The following is a 14,308-nucleotide window of genomic DNA, read 5'->3' as shown; positions in this document are numbered from 1 at the left end:
AGACGACGCGTCGCACCGAGGCGACGGCATCCGCCCCGAAGACCACCAGAACGAAGGCACCGAGCGCGAAGGCATCCAACGCGAAGGCATCCAGCGCGAAGGCATCCAGCGCGAAGGCATCCAGCCCGAAGAAGGGACCCGTCCAGTGACCCGCCTCGCCGTCCCCAAGACATACAAGCTGTTCATCGGCGGAGCGTTTCCGCGCAGCGAGTCCGGACGCACCTACGAGGTCCTCGCCGCAGACGGCACGTTCCTCGCCAACGCGGCGCAGGCATCCCGCAAGGACGCCAGGGACGCGGTGGTCGCCGCCCGCAAGGCCGTCTCCGGGTGGGCCGGGGCGACCGCGTACAACCGCGGACAGGTGCTCTACCGGGTTGCCGAGCTGCTCGAGGGCAGACGCGAGCAGTTCGTCGAGGAGGTGCGGTCATCCGAGGGGCTTTCCGGACAGGACGCCGCCGCGCAGGTCGACGAGGCCATCGACACGTGGGTCTGGTATGCGGGCTGGGCCGACAAGTTCGCCCAGGTGGCGGGCAACGCGAATCCGGTCGCGGGAGCCTTCTTCAACATCTCCGTTCCTGAGCCGACGGGTGTCGTCGCTGCGATCGCTCCGCAGGGCGGTCTCTCGCTGCTCGGACTCGTCGCCGTCATCGCGCCCATCGTGGTCACCGGCAACGCGGTGGTCGTGGTCGCGGACCAGGAGCATCCGCTCTCGGCCATCTCGTTGGCCGAGGTGCTCGCCACGAGCGATGTGCCGGGCGGTGTGGTCAACGTGCTGACCGGATCCGCCGGCGAGCTCGCGCCGTGGCTGGCCTCGCATGCCGACGTCAACGCGCTCGACCTCACCGGCGCGTCCGAGCTGGACTGGGTGGACCTGCAGATCGCGGCAGCCGACACGCTCAAGCGCGTTCTCCCGCCTGACGGCGGCGCCGTCGACCTTCGCTCGCTGGAGCGCATCGCGGCGTTCACCGAGACGAAGACGGTCTGGCACACCAAGAGCATGCGCTGATCCGGTCCCTCTCGCGGGCCGCGGCGCAGCTCACGCACGCACCGTCCTACCGCTCGCACCACGGCAGGTGGTCCCCGCCGCGCACGCCGTCGCGGTCGGCCTGTCGCACGGTGGGCAGGACTTCGATGTCATCGGCGCGATGACGTCAACCGGTGGCGTGTCGCAACCTTCCGGCGTCAAGATGGATGTCGGGCAGAAGGAGCGACATGTCGGAGACGGCCGGAACGGTATTCGTCGGGGACAGCATCACGGCGGGCGGGCGCTGGGACGAGTGGTTCCCCGAGGATCGCACCCACAACCTCGGGGTGGGCGGCGACACGACGGATGCGGTGATCGCACGCCTCGACGAGGTCATCGCCTTGCAGCCGGAAACGATCGTGCTGCTCATCGGCACGAACGATCTGGCGTGGCGCCGGTCGGCCGAGCACATCGTGCGCAACATCGAGACGATCCTCGTGACCCTGCGCAAGGCACTTCCCGACGCGCAGCTGCTCGTGCAGTCCGTCATGCCGCGTGAGGCCGCCTACGCGGACACGATCAGGGACGTGAACCGTCACCTCTGGCAGTTCGCCTCCACCGTGAGGGCACAGTACCTCGATCTGTGGCCGGTGCTCGCGGGACCGGACGGTGCGATCGATCCGGACTGCTCCGATGACGCGCTGCACCTCACCGAGCGCGGGTACGAGGTCTGGCTGTCCGAGCTGCGCGGAGCGCTCGAGGTGTTGCACGACGTTCCGCCGACGAGCCGTCCGATCCTCCTGCCGAAGGAACACACGCGGCACCGGCACTAGATCCACGCCACGAGCCACGAGCCACGAGCCACGAGCCACGAGCCACGAGCCACGAGCCACGAGCCACGAGCAGAGGTATCGAGAGTATCGGTATCGACCAGGGACCTCGTGCCATGGGCGTTGAACCATGGGGACGCCACGCGGCCGATCGGCGCGTCAGCCGGCCGACGTCAGCTCACGGTCGAAAGCCCTCAGCGCCGACTCGGAGAAGAGCACGAAGCGCACGAGGGCGAGGCCGGGCACGGCATCCGCTCGCTCGAGCACGGTGCGCACGGCGACCCGGGCTGCGTCGTCCATCGGCCACCCGTAGATGCCCGCCGAGACGGCGGGGAACGCCACGGATGCCGCGTCCAGCTCTCCTGCGACCTCCAGCGACCGGGCGTAGGCGCTCACGAGCAGCGCCGTCCGGTCCTCCCGCACGGAGTACACCGGACCGACGGTGTGGATCACGTGCCTGGCGGGCAAGCGGCCGGCCGTCGTGGCGACGGCGTCGCCCGCTGGCAGACCGTCGGGGAAACGCGTCTCGCGCAACACCCTGCACTCGGCGAGGATCTCCGGACCGCCTGCACGATGGATGGCGCCGTCCACACCGCCTCCACCCAGCAGTGCCGGATCCGCCGCGTTGACGACGGCGTCCACGTTCTGCTCGGTGATGTCGCCCAGCACGGTCTCGACGCGAACCGGACCGGCGACCGCGGCGGCCGTCTCAGCTCCTGTTGTTCGAGAGCTCGAAGACGCGCAGCAGCTCCTCGATCGCTCGCTCGCGGTCATCGCCGCCCGCCTCGAACTGTGCGGCCACGTGCGTGCGCAGGTGGTTCTCCACGAGCAGCTTGTTGAGCGATCCGAGCGACTTCTGGATGGCGAGCGACTGCGTCAGGATGTCGACGCAGTAGTCCTCGTTCTCGATCATCTTCTCGAGCCCGCGGAGCTGGCCGGAGAGAATGCGCGTGCGGTGCAGCGCCCGCTTCTTGATGTCCTCGATCACGGTCTCAGGGTAGGCCACCTGCCGTCGATGGCCCGCGGAATCCGGCGACGCTGGCGGCGACTTCGAGACCCCGGAAGGACCTCGTTCGGAGCCCGGTGCGCAGATGAGCACGCGCCCGCTACACAGAGAACGTTTCCCCCGTGCCCCGAAAAGGGGAATACCGACTAGTGCGCTCCCAAAGGGGGACTGCCTCGCGAACAGAGGCTTGCATATCCTCGGCTCAGGTGCTATCCGGATGCAACTTCCGACCCGAAGACGAAGTTGCGTTTCCGGCCTGCGGAAGGTTCCGACCCGAGGGGAAAGTGGGGTGCCCGGGTGCTCAAAAATCTCTCACCGATTGTGTCCGGTGCTCTCCTGCGCGCTCTTGATGAGACCCCGAGTTCGGCATGGATCGCGATCGTGAGCCCCGAGCACGACGCGCCCCACGGCATCCGGGTGGCACATGACTCCGTCGAGGAGGTCGTGACGGCGCTGCTGACGGTCACTCCGCTCGACGACGACGCACCGATCGTGATCGAGGGCGAGCACGATCTCGACGACATCGCCTTCGCGGTCGCCGGTCTGGCAGCGGATGCCGAGGGCCACCGCGTCGAGACGCTCCCCGTTTCCGAGGCGGCGTTCTGCGCCCTTCTGACTGCGAGCAAGGTGACGGTCGTCGTCGACACCGCCGACACCTTCGGATTCCTGCTCTGCAAGGGACGCTGCTGAGCCGACAGGATGTCGTCGACCGGGTTCGCCCAGGCTCGGAACGATGTGCTGATCGGCGGGATCGCGTGAGGCCGTCGGCTCGCGCCGTGCGGCCTAGACTCGAAACTGAGATGTCCCGACCCAACCAAGAACCTTCGTACGCCCGACTCGCCCTGCTGCCGGGGCTTCTTGGCGCCATCATCCTCATCGCCGCGCTCGCACTCGTTGGCGGCGATTGGTACATCTGGGTGCAGTTCGCGGTCGCGATCCTGGCCCTGATCATGTGCGTCTTCGCCGCGCAGGGAAAGGCGTACTGGTGGCTGATCGGGCTCGTGCCGATCGCTGTGGTGTTCAACCCGGTGTGGCCGCTGCCGATCGATGACCTCTGGTTGCGCGTTGTGCACCTGGCGGGCGCCGTGGTGTTCATCGCCGCCGGCATCTCCATCAAGGTTCCGGTCGAGGCGAAGGCCGCCGGTCCGGCCGGCCGGTACGACGGCAAGAAGACGTCGAAGCAGACTGCGCGCGGGGATGGCGCGACACGAGGAAGCAGCACAAGGGGGAAGTGACATGCCGTTCGTGATCAAGCGAGCGTACGATCCCGCATCGCCGGATGACGGGCACAGGGTGCTCGTCGATCGGCTCTGGCCGCGAGGCGTGAGCAAGGAGAAGGCGGATCTCGCGGAGTGGGACAAGGATGTCGCGCCCAGCACCGCCCTCCGCGAATGGTTCGGCCACGACCCGGCGAAGTTCGACGAGTTCAGGGTGCGCTACCTCTCCGAACTGCACGGCAATCCGGAGTTGGATCGGCTGAGGGATCTCGGCGAGTCGGAGCCGGTGACCCTCGTGTACGCGGCCCACGATCCTAAGATCAACCACGCTGTGGTGCTCAAGGACGCGCTCGAAGGGGCCGCCTGACACGTTCGCGGCGCACGATCGACACGCTCGTGAGGTGCTGCTGACCGGGTCGGGCAGCAAGCGGGAGTGACGGCACGCCGTGTCGAGGTGACGAGCGGGCGCCCCGTACCGTAAAATGGGCGTTCGTCGGGGTCCTGGCATCCGCCGGACACGTCTCGTCGGCTGCATCGCAGACGACCTTCGGGCCTGGTTCACGCATTCGAAAGCGGTCCGAACACCCGCATCGGTCTCGTCGCTCGTGGCCTCTCATGGCGCGAGAAGGACGCATGCGGGTGATCGCTTCCGTATCGCCCCGACGGCACATCCACGAGTGCCCGTGTCTCACGGGCCCTCACGCACAGGAGGATCATGCCGCACACCGGCGATCGCACCGCTCAGGTTTCCCGTCGTTCCGGCGCCCGCCACTCGAACAACGACGGTCTCATCCCCGTCCTCGCACGCCGCGTGCGCGAGGTCGAGGCCAAGGCGACGACGGGCAAGAAGCTCGGACCGACCAACCGCACGAAGTTCCAGGTCATCGCGCTGCTCATGCGCGAGGAGCGCGCCCGCGCCAAGTCGGACCCCGCACTCAGCGACTCAGCTCGCGCAGAGCAGCTCAAGCGCCTCGACGGCATCGCCACGATCCTGGCGAAGACCGCCGCTCGCGACACCTCGCTCATCGCCCTGCTGGAGTCCACGGCACCGCCGAGCGCTGCGGCGCAGAAGATGCGCAGGGACTGGCTGCTCGAATCGGGCGCCGAACTCGAGCCCGACGACCTCATCATCACGACGGAGGCGCCGAAGCCGAAACAGGAGGTGCTGCTGTCGCCGGAGCTGGCGCAGAAGCAGGTCGTCCCGCAGTCCGTTCGGGCGCGTCAGCTCTCCAACCCGTTCCTCGCCCCGGATTTCGCTCTCGCGCAGCACTCGGCTCCCGCCCCACGTCGACGGCTCGACTCGTGGGAACTGCTGGGACCGTTGTTCAAGTCGTTCGAGTACGGATCCGGCAAGGCGGCCAGCATGGAGCTTCCGCCTGCCCCCAAGCTGGATCGCTATTCGCCTCAGGGCATGGAGCTCATGAAGCACCAGGCCAGGTTCATCGAATCCGTGCGGCTCGGGCACCGCTCGTTCCTACTCGCCGACGAGCCTGGACTCGGCAAGACGGCGCAGTCGGTGCTGGCGGCATCCGTCGCGGGTGCGTATCCGCTTCTCGCCGTGGTGCCGAACGTCGTGAAGATGAACTGGGCGCGTGAGGTCGAGCGGTGGACGCCGCACCGTCGTGCAACAGTCATCCACGGCGACGGAGAAGGACTCGACGCCTTCGCCGACATCGTGATCGTGAACTACGAGGTGCTCGACCGGCACCTGTCATGGCTCTCCGAGCTCGGATTCCGCGGCATGGTCGTCGACGAGGCCCACTTCATCAAGAACCTGCACTCGCAGCGCTCGCGGTACGTGCTCGGGCTCGCCGACGCCATCCGCCACTCCGTCGCGAATCCGCTGATGGTCGCGCTCACCGGTACGCCGCTGATCAACGACATCGACGACTTCAGGGCCATCTGGCAGTTCCTCGGCTGGATCGACGGATCCAAGCCCACCGCCGAGCTCATGGAGCGCCTCGACGAGACCGAGCTGACCCCAGCAGATCCCGGTTTCTACACGGCGGCGCGCGAGGCCGTCATCGACATGGGAATCGTGCGTCGCAAGAAGATCGACGTGGCGGCCGACCTTCCCTCCCGTCGCGTGGTCGATCTGCCCGTCGAGCTCGACGACGAGCTCGGACGCTCCATCAAGGCGGCCGAGCGCGAGCTGGCTGCGCGACTCGTGCAGAGGTTCCGCCGGGCTCAGGAGGCCGGCGTCGGCGACTCCTATGCCGGCGACGACGACGAGCGCCGCGAGCACCTCATCCGCATGGTCGCGCACGCCGAGCTCGAGGAATCGAAGGGCCAGAAGTCGGGCGAGAACGTCTTCACCATGGTGCGCAAGATCGGCCAGGCGAAGGCGGCGCTGGCGGCCGACTACGCCGCACAGCTGGCGCGTTCCGTCGGCAAGGTCGTGTTCTTCGCCAAGCACATCGACGTCATGGACCAGGCGGAGGAGGCGTTCGCGTCGCGCGAGCTGCGCTCGGTGTCCATCCGCGGCGACCAGACGGCACTGTCCAGGCAGCGTGAGATCGACGCGTTCAACAACGACCCTGGTGTCTCGGTGGCGGTGTGCTCGCTGACGGCGGCAGGCGTCGGACTCAACCTGCAGGCCGCCTCCAACGTGGTGCTCGCCGAGCTCAGCTGGACAGCGGCTGAGCAGACGCAGGCGATCGACCGCGTGCACCGCATCGGCCAGGAGGAGCCGGTGACGGCGTGGCGCATCATCGCGGCGCAGACCATCGACTCGAAGATCGCCGAGCTCATCGACTCGAAGCAGTCACTGGCTCTGCGCGCCCTGGACGGCGTGGACATCGAGCCGGGATCCGCTGATTCGGTGCAGCTGGATGCCCTCATCTCGTTGCTGCGGGATGCGCTCGACGCCTAGGGGTCAGACGTCGTCTTCGCCCGGCTCGTCGTCGAAGACGACGATGCGATCCTCGTCGGGGAACCCGTCGTCGTCGAGATCGTCGACGGGACGCTCGTCCTCATCGGCCAGGCCTTCGACCTCGTCGACCTCCGGCTCGTAGTCGCCGTCCTGAGCGGCGGCGAACTCGTCGAAGTCCGCATCCGAATCGTCGTGCCGTGCCTCGCTGTGCTCGGTCATGCTGCCAGGGTAGCCCCGCTCCGCGGCGCTGCCCAGGGTCTCGGCGAAGGGCGATCATCGCGCCCGGATGCCGATGCTCGGGCGACCGTCGAGTCGTCGCCTACGCGGTACCTGCGCAAGACTGGAGCGATGACGAAGCACGGAACCTCCACGATCGAGATCGAGCGCAAGTACGACGTGACCGAGACGGCGGGGGAGCCGCGCTTCGTCGGCGTCGGGCCGATCGCGGTCGTCGAGGCGCCGGAGATCCGTGAGCTGGATGCCGTGTACTACGACACCGCGGATCTCGCCCTCGCGCACGCGCGCGTGGCCCTTCGTCGCCGCGAGGGCGGCACGGACGCGGGGTGGCACATCAAGCGCGATGCCGGAGAGGGCAGGCTCGAGCAGCACTGGGCGCTCGGTGAGCGCGAGACCGCCCAAGGGACGGCATCCGTACCCGAGCAGCTGCGCGAGGCGGTTCGCGAGCTGGTCGGCGACGCGGAACTCACGCCCATTGCCCGCGTTCGCAACCATCGGGTCGTGTCGCGGTTGCTGGACGCTGCGGGATATCCGGTTGCGGAGTACTGCGACGACCACGTCACGGGGCAGAACCTCCTGACCGGCGGAAGCGAGACGTGGCGCGAGTGGGAGGTCGAGCTCTCGGCGGCCGCGCCGGACAGCCGCAAGGCGCGTGGCGAGTTGCTCGACGGACTCGAAGCGGTGGTCGTTGCCGCCGGCGGGCATCCGTCGGCCAGCTCCTCGAAGCTCGAGCGCGCGCTGCGCGCGAACTGACCTTCGCCGCGACGGGCAGGGCGCTGCCTCCCGGATGACCGTTTTGGAGCGGACCCGCGGCATCCGGCATGATCATTGACGTATCGGCCGATACAGCGGCGTATCGACGTGCAAACAGACGTCATTCCTGTATGTGCGAAAGAGGCGCGTAATGAAGATCGGTATCCTCACCTCCGGTGGAGACTGTCCGGGGCTGAACGCCGTCATCCGCGGGGCGGTGCTCAAGGGCGATCGCGTCTACGGCGACGAGTTCGTCGGATTCAAGTACGGATGGCGCGGCGTCGTCGACGCCGACATCGTGCCGCTCGACCGGCACAGCGTGCGCGGCCTGTCCCGTCAGGGCGGCACCATCCTCGGATCCAGTCGCACCAACCCGTTCGAGGGCGAGCACGGCGGGCCGGAGAAGATCCAGCGGATGATGGACGAGAACGGCATCGACGCCATGATCGCCATCGGCGGCGAGGGAACGCTCACCGCGGCTCGCCGGCTGGTGGACGAGGGCGGCATCAACGTCATCGGCGTGCCCAAGACCATCGACAACGACCTGGCCGCCACCGACTACTCGTTCGGATTCGACACAGCCGTCGAGATCGCGACGGAGGCCATCGACCGGTTGCGCACGACCGCGGAATCCCACCAGCGCTGCATGATCGTGGAGGTCATGGGACGCCACGTGGGATGGATCGCCCTGCACTCCGGCATGGCGGCCGGCGCGCACGCCATCCTCATCCCCGAGCACCCGCAGTCGATCGACCAGATCTGCGCGTGGGTGGAGCACGTGCGCGACCGCGGGCGAGCTCCCGTCGTGGTCGTGTCGGAGGGCTTCCACCTCGACACCATGGAAGAGGCCCACTCGCACAAGGGTCTCGACGCGTTCAACCGTCCCCGCCTCGGCGGCATCGGAGAGTTGCTCGCCCCGATGATCGAGGAGCGCACCGGCATCGAGTCGCGTGCGACGGTCATCGGCCACATCCAGCGTGGGGGCGTGCCCAGCGCGTACGACCGCGTGCTGGCCACGCGCCTCGGCATGGCGGCCGTTGACGCGGCGCAGACCGAGCAGTGGGGTTCGATGGTGTCGCTGAAGGGCACGGATGTCGAGATCGTCTCGATCGCGGAGGCCACCGTCGGGCTGAACACCGTCCCCGACTACCGCTACGAGGAAGCCGCACTGCTCTTCGGGTGACCCGGCCGGGGCACGCGCCACGGGGCACCGGCCCAGGAGCAGGTGCCAGGGCGCACTGACGCCGGATCACTGAGCACGAACACCGAGCCGGAAACCGAGACATGACTGACGACACCCGAGGCCCGGGGACGTGGCGCGCGCCCGTCGCCGCGCTCGCGAACGATGACGCCCGAACGGTCTACGCGCGACTCACGGCAGGGATGACGGGATCCGACGCCCAGACCGGCCTGCCGACCTCGAAGTGGGAGCGCGCGCTGCAGACGCTCGCCCGTGGTGGGCTCGTCGCCTTCGATGAGGCGTCGGGTGAGCCCGTGCCCCTTGCGCCGTTCGCCGGGATACTGGCGGCGAACCCCGTCGAGTCCGCCACCGGGGTGGACAAGTTCCTGCGGGGCGGCCGGATCGATCGGTATCCGATGTCGGCGGGCGAGCGCCACGCGCTGCTCCTGTATGTGGCAGAACGCGCGTTCCGACCCACCGAGGAGCTGACCGAGGCCCAGGTGAACGAGCGGCTGCGGGTCTTCACCGAAGACCATGTGACGCTGCGGCGGTATCTCGTGGATGCCGGCATCCTGGAACGCTCCCGCTCCGGCGGCTCGTATGCGCTCAGCGCGCTCCGGAACCAGCCGCTCTGACGGTCGGCCGGTGGTCGCGGCGGGCTGTCGAATCCGGTGGTCGCCGCGCTGCTCGGCACATGCGTCGCATTGGTCGGCGCCGTGATCGGCTGGTATCTGATCGACAAGATCGGGCGCAGGCCGCTCCTCATCATCCCCATGTTCGCAACCGGCATCTGCCTCACCCTCGTCGCGCTCGGCACTGTGCTGAATCTCCCGGCGGCCGTCACGGTCGTCTGCTTCTTCGGGTACCTGCTGTTCTACGGATCGATGAGCATTCTCTGCGGCGTCTACCCACTGGAGGTCTTCCCGACACCGGTGCGCACGTCCGGTCTCGGTCTCGCGTCCGGCTTCTCACGGATCGGCGCCGCCCTCGCGACGTTCCTCACTCCGATCGGGTTCGCACAACTCGGTTTGGGTCCGGTGCTGATCGTGTTCGCGGGCGTCTGCTTCCTGGGCGGGGTCGTATCGCTCGTGATGGCGCCCGAGACGGCCAGGAAGTCGCTGACTGAGACGGGCGCCGCCCACGTGGAGAACGCGAGGGGCCTGCCCGAGGCCGAGCGCGAGTCCGTCGCGCAGCACTGACGAACGGATCCTGGCCCGGCGACGTCGGGCCAGGATCACGGATGTACCGAGTGCTCGTCAGACGGTCGCAGGGCGGCTCCTCACTCGCGCCGGTCGAGCACGTCGAGCAGCCACGCGAGTTCGAACGCCCGCTCGCGCCACGAGTTGTAGCGCCCGCTGACGCCGCCGTGTCCGGCCGACATCTCCGTCTTCAGCAGCACGGGTGCTCCGGCCGCTCGCAAGCGCGCCACCCACTTCGCGGGCTCCACGTAGAGAACGCGGGTGTCGTTCAGGCTGGTCACCGCGAGGATGCGCGGGTAGGCACGGGCATCCGCCGGCACGTTCTCGTACGGCGTGTACGACTTCATGTAGTCGTACACCGCCTTCTCGTGCAACGGGTCGCCCCACTCGTCCCACTCGATGACCGTCAGCGGCAGGTCGGGATCCAGGATGCTCGTCAACGCGTCCACGAACGGCACGTCGGCCAGGATGCCCGCGAAGAGCTCCGGCGCGAGGTTCGCGACGGCCCCCATGAGCAGCCCTCCCGCGCTGCCGCCCTCGGCCACGAGACGATCGGGTGTCGTCCATCCGGCGTCGACCAGATGCTTGGCGCACGCGACGAAGTCGGTGAACGTGTTGCGCTTGTTCGTGAGCTTGCCGTCCTCGTACCAGTGGCGACCGAGCTCACCGCCGCCGCGCACGTGCGCGATCGCGAAGACGACGCCGCGGTCCAGCAGAGAGAGGCGGGCGATGGAGACAGCCGGGTCGATGCTGTGCTCGTACGATCCGTATCCGTAGAGCTCGAGGGGAGCGGGAGTTCCAGGGGTGACCAGGTCGCGCCGGAACACCAGGGAGATAGGCACCAGCGTTCCGTCGCCGGCCGTCGCCCACTCGCGGCGCTGCTCGTAGGCATCCGGGTCGTAGCCGCCGAGGATCGGCTGCCGCTTCAGCAGTCTCAGCTCGTCCGCGCCCGGTTCGGCTCCGGGAAGCCAGTCGTACACGGTCGACGGCGTGACGAGGGATCCGTATCCGAGCCGCACGGTGGGCTGTGTCCACTCGGGGTTGCCCGCCGTGCCCACCGTGAAGATCGGCTCGTCGAAATCGAGTTCGCGAAGGTCGCCGTATCCGTCATCCGTCAGCGGCAGCACGGCCACCCGAGTGAGGCCCTCTCGGCGGAACTCGACGACGATCCTGGACGCGAACGCGTCAACGGACTCGAGACGGCGGCCCGAGAGGTGCGGCAGCACGATGCGGCGGGCGCCCTGCGGGTCGGATGCCGCGACATCCGCCAGCTCGAAATCCTCGGCCTGGTCGTTGTGCACGATGAGCAGCCGGTCCTCGCCCGCGACGACCGCGTGCTCCACGTCGTACTCGACGCCTTCGCGGCGCGGCCACACGACGATCGGCTCAGCGGTCGGATCGGATGCCGGGATCAGCCGCGACTCGCTCGTGATGGACGAGCCGATGCCGATCTCGATGAATCCACGGCTGCGCATGACGCCGACGCCCACCCAGTACCGCTCGTCGGGCTCGTGATGCACCACCACGTCATCGGATGCCGCGGTGCCGAGTTCGTGGCGCCAGATCGTGTCAGGGCGCCACGCGTCGTCGACCGTCGCATAGAAGGCGTACCGGCCGTCGGGAGAGAGCACGGCGCCGGCCGACGTGTTCGGCACCTCGTCGTCCAGGTCGGCGCCTGTCGCGAGCTCGCGCACCCTGAGCGTGTACCTCTCGTCGCCGACCGTGTCGGTGGCGTAGAGCAACCTGGACCCGTCGGCGCCGACGTCGAACGTGCCCAGCCGGAAGAACTCATGGCCTTCCGCCTCCGCATTCGCATCGAACAGCACCTGTTCGCCCGGCAGCGCGGGGGTGCCGGCGTCGACCTCGGCGACCACCGGCGGCGTCCAGTCGTCGGCGGCCGCGATCGGGGCGCGGCACTGCACGCCGTACTGCCTGCCCTCGAACGACCGCGAGTAGTACCACCAGCCGCCTTCGCGCACCGGCACCGAAAGGTCGGTCTCCTGCGTGCGGGAACGGATCTCCTCGAAGATCCGTTCCCGCAGCGGCGCCAGGTGAGCGGTCTGCTCGTCGGTGTAGGCGTTCTCCGCGGTCAGATGCGCGATCACCTCCGGATCGTCCTTGTCGCGCAGCCACTCGTACGGATCCTCGACACTGTCGCCGTGGTGGGTGCGCGTGAACGGCACCCGCTTCGCGACGGGCGGAGTGGCGGACGCCGGTGCGTCGGTCGGCGGAACGGCGGGATCGACGACGTCGGACGAGGCGGAAGACTCTGGCATGGTCTCAACGCTACCGACCCGGATCCGTCAGCTGGGTGCCGGCGGCGCCATCGTAAGCTGCGCGGGCTCGGTAGCGTTGAGGCCATGAGCATTCCGCAGTATGACCTGAGCGACGGCACGACCATCCCGGCCACCGGATTCGGCACGTATCCGCTGCGCGGCGACGAGGGAGCGAAGGCCGTCGCCGGCGCCATCGGTGTCGGCTATCGACTCCTGGACACCGCCGTCAACTACCGCAACGAGGACGCCGTCGGACGCGGCATGCGGGCATCAGGCGTCGATCGCTCCGAGCTCATCGTGCAGACGAAGATCCCCGGTCGCCACCACGGATTCGACGAGACCCTGAAGTCGTTCGAGGAGTCGCGCAGGGCACTCGGCGTCGACACCATCGACGTGTACCTCATCCACTGGCCGAACCCGAGCGTCGACAAGTACGTCGACACGTTCAAGGCGATGATCGAGCTGCGCGATCGCGGCCTCGTGCGCACGATCGGCGTCTCGAACTTCACCGAGGAGTTCCTCACCCGCCTGCAGCGGGAGACTGGCGAGCTGCCGGCCGTGAACCAGGTGGAGCTGCATCCGTACTTCCCGCAGGAGCGGCTGCGCGCGTTCCACGCCGAGCACGGCATCGTCACCGAGGCGTGGAGCCCGCTCGGCAAGAACTCGCCCGTGCTCTCGGAGAAGGCGATCACCGATGCTGCGCACGTCCACGGTGTCACTCCCGCCCAGGTCGTGCTGCGCTGGCACGTGCAGCTCGGTTCCGTCGCCCTGCCGAAGTCGAGTTCGACGCAGCGGCAGCGAGAGAACTTCGACATCTTCGGCTTCACGCTCAGCGACGACGAGATGGCTGCGATCACCGCGCTCGGCACGCCGGACGGCCGCCTGTTCGGCGGCGACCCGAACCACCACGAGGAGCAGTAGTCTCGCGAACGGGCGTCGGATGTCGCATCCGGATCCGTCGGACGCGCACAGCGGGACGACGCCGACGTCCAGCGCACACGAGGAGTCGAGCATGACGGACCACGGCCAGCCGAACGCCGAGAACCTGTCGCAAGCCGCAGCCCCGGAAGCCGCAGCGCGGGGAATCCCAGCGCCGGAAACCACCGAGGACATCGCCCGAATGTTCGACGAGCGTGCGCCCAGCTACGACGAGTCGACATTCCATCGCGCCCTCGCCGCCGAGACGGTGCGCTTCGCGCTGACGGATGACGCGACCGACGCGCACACCATCCCAGAGGTCCACAGCGTGCTCGACATCGCGACGGGCACCGGCCTGGTGCTCAGGGCGCTGCCGTCGACCGTGGAGCGTCGCTCCGGCGTCGACATCTCCGCCGGGATGCTCGCCGTCGCCCGCGCTGAGCTCCCGGACGCGGACCTCGTGCAGACGGATGCGTCGAGTCCGCTGCCGTTCGCGGCCGGATCCTTCGAGCTGATCACGTGTGTGACGGCGTTCCACCTCATGGCGAGCCCGCCGGATGCCCTCCGCAGCTGGCGCGGTCTCCTCGCGCCCGGCGGGCGCGTGGTGGTGGCGGTCTTCCGCACGGATGCCGCCGACGAGATCCCGGAGGTCGCCGCCGCCATCGCGCGTGGGGCCGAGCGTCGGGCCCACGGGGCCCACGATCATCTGCACCGCCGCACCGGGACCCCGAGTGCTCTCGGCGCGATCGCCGAAATGGCCGGTTTCCGGCTGACCCGCTCCGAGACCTGGGTGCTGCCCGATCCGTTCCACGTGTGCCTCATCGCTGAGCTGGTGCCTGCGGACTGACAGACCCGA

16 protein-coding genes are annotated in these 14,308 nt (G+C 68.5%); 12 read left to right on the top strand and 4 right to left on the bottom strand.

The window, feature by feature from the left end; all coding sequences use genetic code 11:
- The first annotated feature begins 145 nt into the window (after nucleotides 1-145).
- Entirely contained in the window at nucleotides 146-1,006 is an 861-nt protein-coding gene (locus ACX9R5_RS14725; protein ID WP_459409796.1) for an aldehyde dehydrogenase family protein, read from the top strand.
- Nucleotides 1,007-1,212: 206 nt separating this feature from the next.
- Nucleotides 1,213-1,797 carry a GDSL-type esterase/lipase family protein gene (locus ACX9R5_RS14720; RefSeq protein ID WP_459409795.1) on the top strand — a complete coding sequence of 195 codons (585 nt, stop codon included), beginning with the start codon at nucleotides 1,213-1,215 and terminating at the stop codon, nucleotides 1,795-1,797.
- A gap of 156 nt (nucleotides 1,798-1,953) precedes the next feature.
- Here ACX9R5_RS14720 and ACX9R5_RS14715 read toward each other — a convergent pair whose 3' ends face one another.
- Both ACX9R5_RS14715 and ACX9R5_RS14710 read right to left on the bottom strand, forming a co-directional pair.
- Nucleotides 1,954-2,463, bottom strand: a complete 510-nt coding sequence (locus ACX9R5_RS14715) for an O-acetyl-ADP-ribose deacetylase (protein WP_459409794.1) — start codon at nucleotides 2,461-2,463, stop codon at nucleotides 1,954-1,956.
- 40 nt (nucleotides 2,464-2,503) lie between these two features.
- Nucleotides 2,504-2,782, bottom strand: a complete 279-nt coding sequence (locus tag ACX9R5_RS14710) for a metal-sensitive transcriptional regulator (protein ID WP_459409793.1) — start codon at nucleotides 2,780-2,782, stop codon at nucleotides 2,504-2,506.
- 399 nt (nucleotides 2,783-3,181) lie between these two features.
- On the opposite strand from ACX9R5_RS14710, the gene ACX9R5_RS14705 reads away from it, so the two are divergent.
- The 4 genes from ACX9R5_RS14705 to ACX9R5_RS14690 all read left to right on the top strand — a co-directional run bounded on the left by ACX9R5_RS14705 (nucleotide 3,182) and on the right by ACX9R5_RS14690 (nucleotide 6,889).
- Complete coding sequence (locus ACX9R5_RS14705; RefSeq protein ID WP_459409792.1) at nucleotides 3,182-3,490, top strand: hypothetical protein; 309 nt, start codon at nucleotides 3,182-3,184, stop codon at nucleotides 3,488-3,490.
- A 110-nt stretch (nucleotides 3,491-3,600) separates the two neighbouring features.
- On the top strand, nucleotides 3,601-4,035 hold the full coding sequence (locus ACX9R5_RS14700) for a DUF6804 family protein (protein WP_459409791.1): 435 nt from the start codon (nucleotides 3,601-3,603) through the stop codon (nucleotides 4,033-4,035).
- A 1-nt stretch (nucleotide 4,036) separates the two neighbouring features.
- A complete protein-coding gene (locus ACX9R5_RS14695) occupies nucleotides 4,037-4,384 on the top strand; it encodes a DUF488 domain-containing protein (RefSeq protein WP_459409790.1) in 348 nt (115 codons plus the stop codon).
- 348 nt (nucleotides 4,385-4,732) lie between these two features.
- The gene (locus tag ACX9R5_RS14690) at nucleotides 4,733-6,889 is read left to right on the top strand and encodes a DEAD/DEAH box helicase (RefSeq protein ID WP_459409789.1); all 2,157 of its coding nucleotides are present in this window, start codon (nucleotides 4,733-4,735) and stop codon (nucleotides 6,887-6,889) included.
- Between the two features lie 3 nt (nucleotides 6,890-6,892).
- Here ACX9R5_RS14690 and ACX9R5_RS14685 read toward each other — a convergent pair whose 3' ends face one another.
- The gene (locus ACX9R5_RS14685) at nucleotides 6,893-7,108 is read right to left on the bottom strand and encodes a hypothetical protein (protein ID WP_459409788.1); all 216 of its coding nucleotides are present in this window, start codon (nucleotides 7,106-7,108) and stop codon (nucleotides 6,893-6,895) included.
- Nucleotides 7,109-7,237: 129 nt separating this feature from the next.
- Between ACX9R5_RS14685 and ACX9R5_RS14680 the strand changes: the two genes are divergently transcribed.
- From ACX9R5_RS14680 to ACX9R5_RS14665, 4 genes are all read left to right on the top strand, one after another.
- Entirely contained in the window at nucleotides 7,238-7,879 is a 642-nt protein-coding gene (locus ACX9R5_RS14680) for a CYTH domain-containing protein (protein WP_459409787.1), read from the top strand.
- 151 nt (nucleotides 7,880-8,030) lie between these two features.
- Entirely contained in the window at nucleotides 8,031-9,062 is a 1,032-nt protein-coding gene (locus ACX9R5_RS14675) for a 6-phosphofructokinase (protein WP_459409786.1), read from the top strand.
- Nucleotides 9,063-9,163: 101 nt separating this feature from the next.
- Nucleotides 9,164-9,694: a DUF2087 domain-containing protein gene (locus ACX9R5_RS14670; RefSeq protein WP_459409785.1), complete on the top strand. Its 531-nt coding sequence runs from the start codon at nucleotides 9,164-9,166 to the stop codon at nucleotides 9,692-9,694.
- Nucleotides 9,695-9,718: 24 nt separating this feature from the next.
- Complete coding sequence (locus tag ACX9R5_RS14665; RefSeq protein WP_459410100.1) at nucleotides 9,719-10,258, top strand: MFS transporter; 540 nt, start codon at nucleotides 9,719-9,721, stop codon at nucleotides 10,256-10,258.
- Between the two features lie 80 nt (nucleotides 10,259-10,338).
- Here ACX9R5_RS14665 and ACX9R5_RS14660 read toward each other — a convergent pair whose 3' ends face one another.
- Nucleotides 10,339-12,534 carry a S9 family peptidase gene (locus ACX9R5_RS14660; RefSeq protein ID WP_459409784.1) on the bottom strand — a complete coding sequence of 732 codons (2,196 nt, stop codon included), beginning with the start codon at nucleotides 12,532-12,534 and terminating at the stop codon, nucleotides 10,339-10,341.
- A gap of 84 nt (nucleotides 12,535-12,618) precedes the next feature.
- Between ACX9R5_RS14660 and ACX9R5_RS14655 the strand changes: the two genes are divergently transcribed.
- A complete protein-coding gene (locus tag ACX9R5_RS14655; protein ID WP_459409783.1) occupies nucleotides 12,619-13,455 on the top strand; it encodes an aldo/keto reductase in 837 nt (278 codons plus the stop codon).
- Nucleotides 13,456-13,546: 91 nt separating this feature from the next.
- The gene (locus ACX9R5_RS14650) at nucleotides 13,547-14,299 is read left to right on the top strand and encodes a class I SAM-dependent methyltransferase (protein ID WP_459409782.1); all 753 of its coding nucleotides are present in this window, start codon (nucleotides 13,547-13,549) and stop codon (nucleotides 14,297-14,299) included.
- The last annotated feature ends 9 nt before the right edge of the window (nucleotides 14,300-14,308 follow it).

The sequence above is a fragment of the Rathayibacter sp. CAU 1779 genome (assembly GCF_054551755.1).
The sequence above is the reverse complement of the archived record's forward strand: the minus strand, read 5'-3'. Positions and strand labels throughout refer to the sequence as shown.

What these genes read in the sequence shown, in the direction of transcription:
- ACX9R5_RS14720 (WP_459409795.1), top strand. Translation starts at nt 1,213, where the DNA reads ATGTCGGAGACGGCCGGAACGGTATTCGTCGGGGACAGCATCACGGCG.
- ACX9R5_RS14700 (WP_459409791.1), top strand. Translation starts at nt 3,601, where the DNA reads ATGTCCCGACCCAACCAAGAACCTTCGTACGCCCGACTCGCCCTGCTG.
- ACX9R5_RS14695 (WP_459409790.1), top strand. Translation starts at nt 4,037, where the DNA reads ATGCCGTTCGTGATCAAGCGAGCGTACGATCCCGCATCGCCGGATGAC.
- ACX9R5_RS14690 (WP_459409789.1), top strand. Translation starts at nt 4,733, where the DNA reads ATGCCGCACACCGGCGATCGCACCGCTCAGGTTTCCCGTCGTTCCGGC.
- ACX9R5_RS14685 (WP_459409788.1), bottom strand. Translation starts at nt 7,108, where the DNA reads ATGACCGAGCACAGCGAGGCACGGCACGACGATTCGGATGCGGACTTC.
- ACX9R5_RS14680 (WP_459409787.1), top strand. Translation starts at nt 7,238, where the DNA reads ATGACGAAGCACGGAACCTCCACGATCGAGATCGAGCGCAAGTACGAC.
- ACX9R5_RS14675 (WP_459409786.1), top strand. Translation starts at nt 8,031, where the DNA reads ATGAAGATCGGTATCCTCACCTCCGGTGGAGACTGTCCGGGGCTGAAC.
- ACX9R5_RS14670 (WP_459409785.1), top strand. Translation starts at nt 9,164, where the DNA reads ATGACTGACGACACCCGAGGCCCGGGGACGTGGCGCGCGCCCGTCGCC.
- ACX9R5_RS14660 (WP_459409784.1), bottom strand. Translation starts at nt 12,534, where the DNA reads ATGCCAGAGTCTTCCGCCTCGTCCGACGTCGTCGATCCCGCCGTTCCG.
- ACX9R5_RS14655 (WP_459409783.1), top strand. Translation starts at nt 12,619, where the DNA reads ATGAGCATTCCGCAGTATGACCTGAGCGACGGCACGACCATCCCGGCC.
- ACX9R5_RS14650 (WP_459409782.1), top strand. Translation starts at nt 13,547, where the DNA reads ATGACGGACCACGGCCAGCCGAACGCCGAGAACCTGTCGCAAGCCGCA.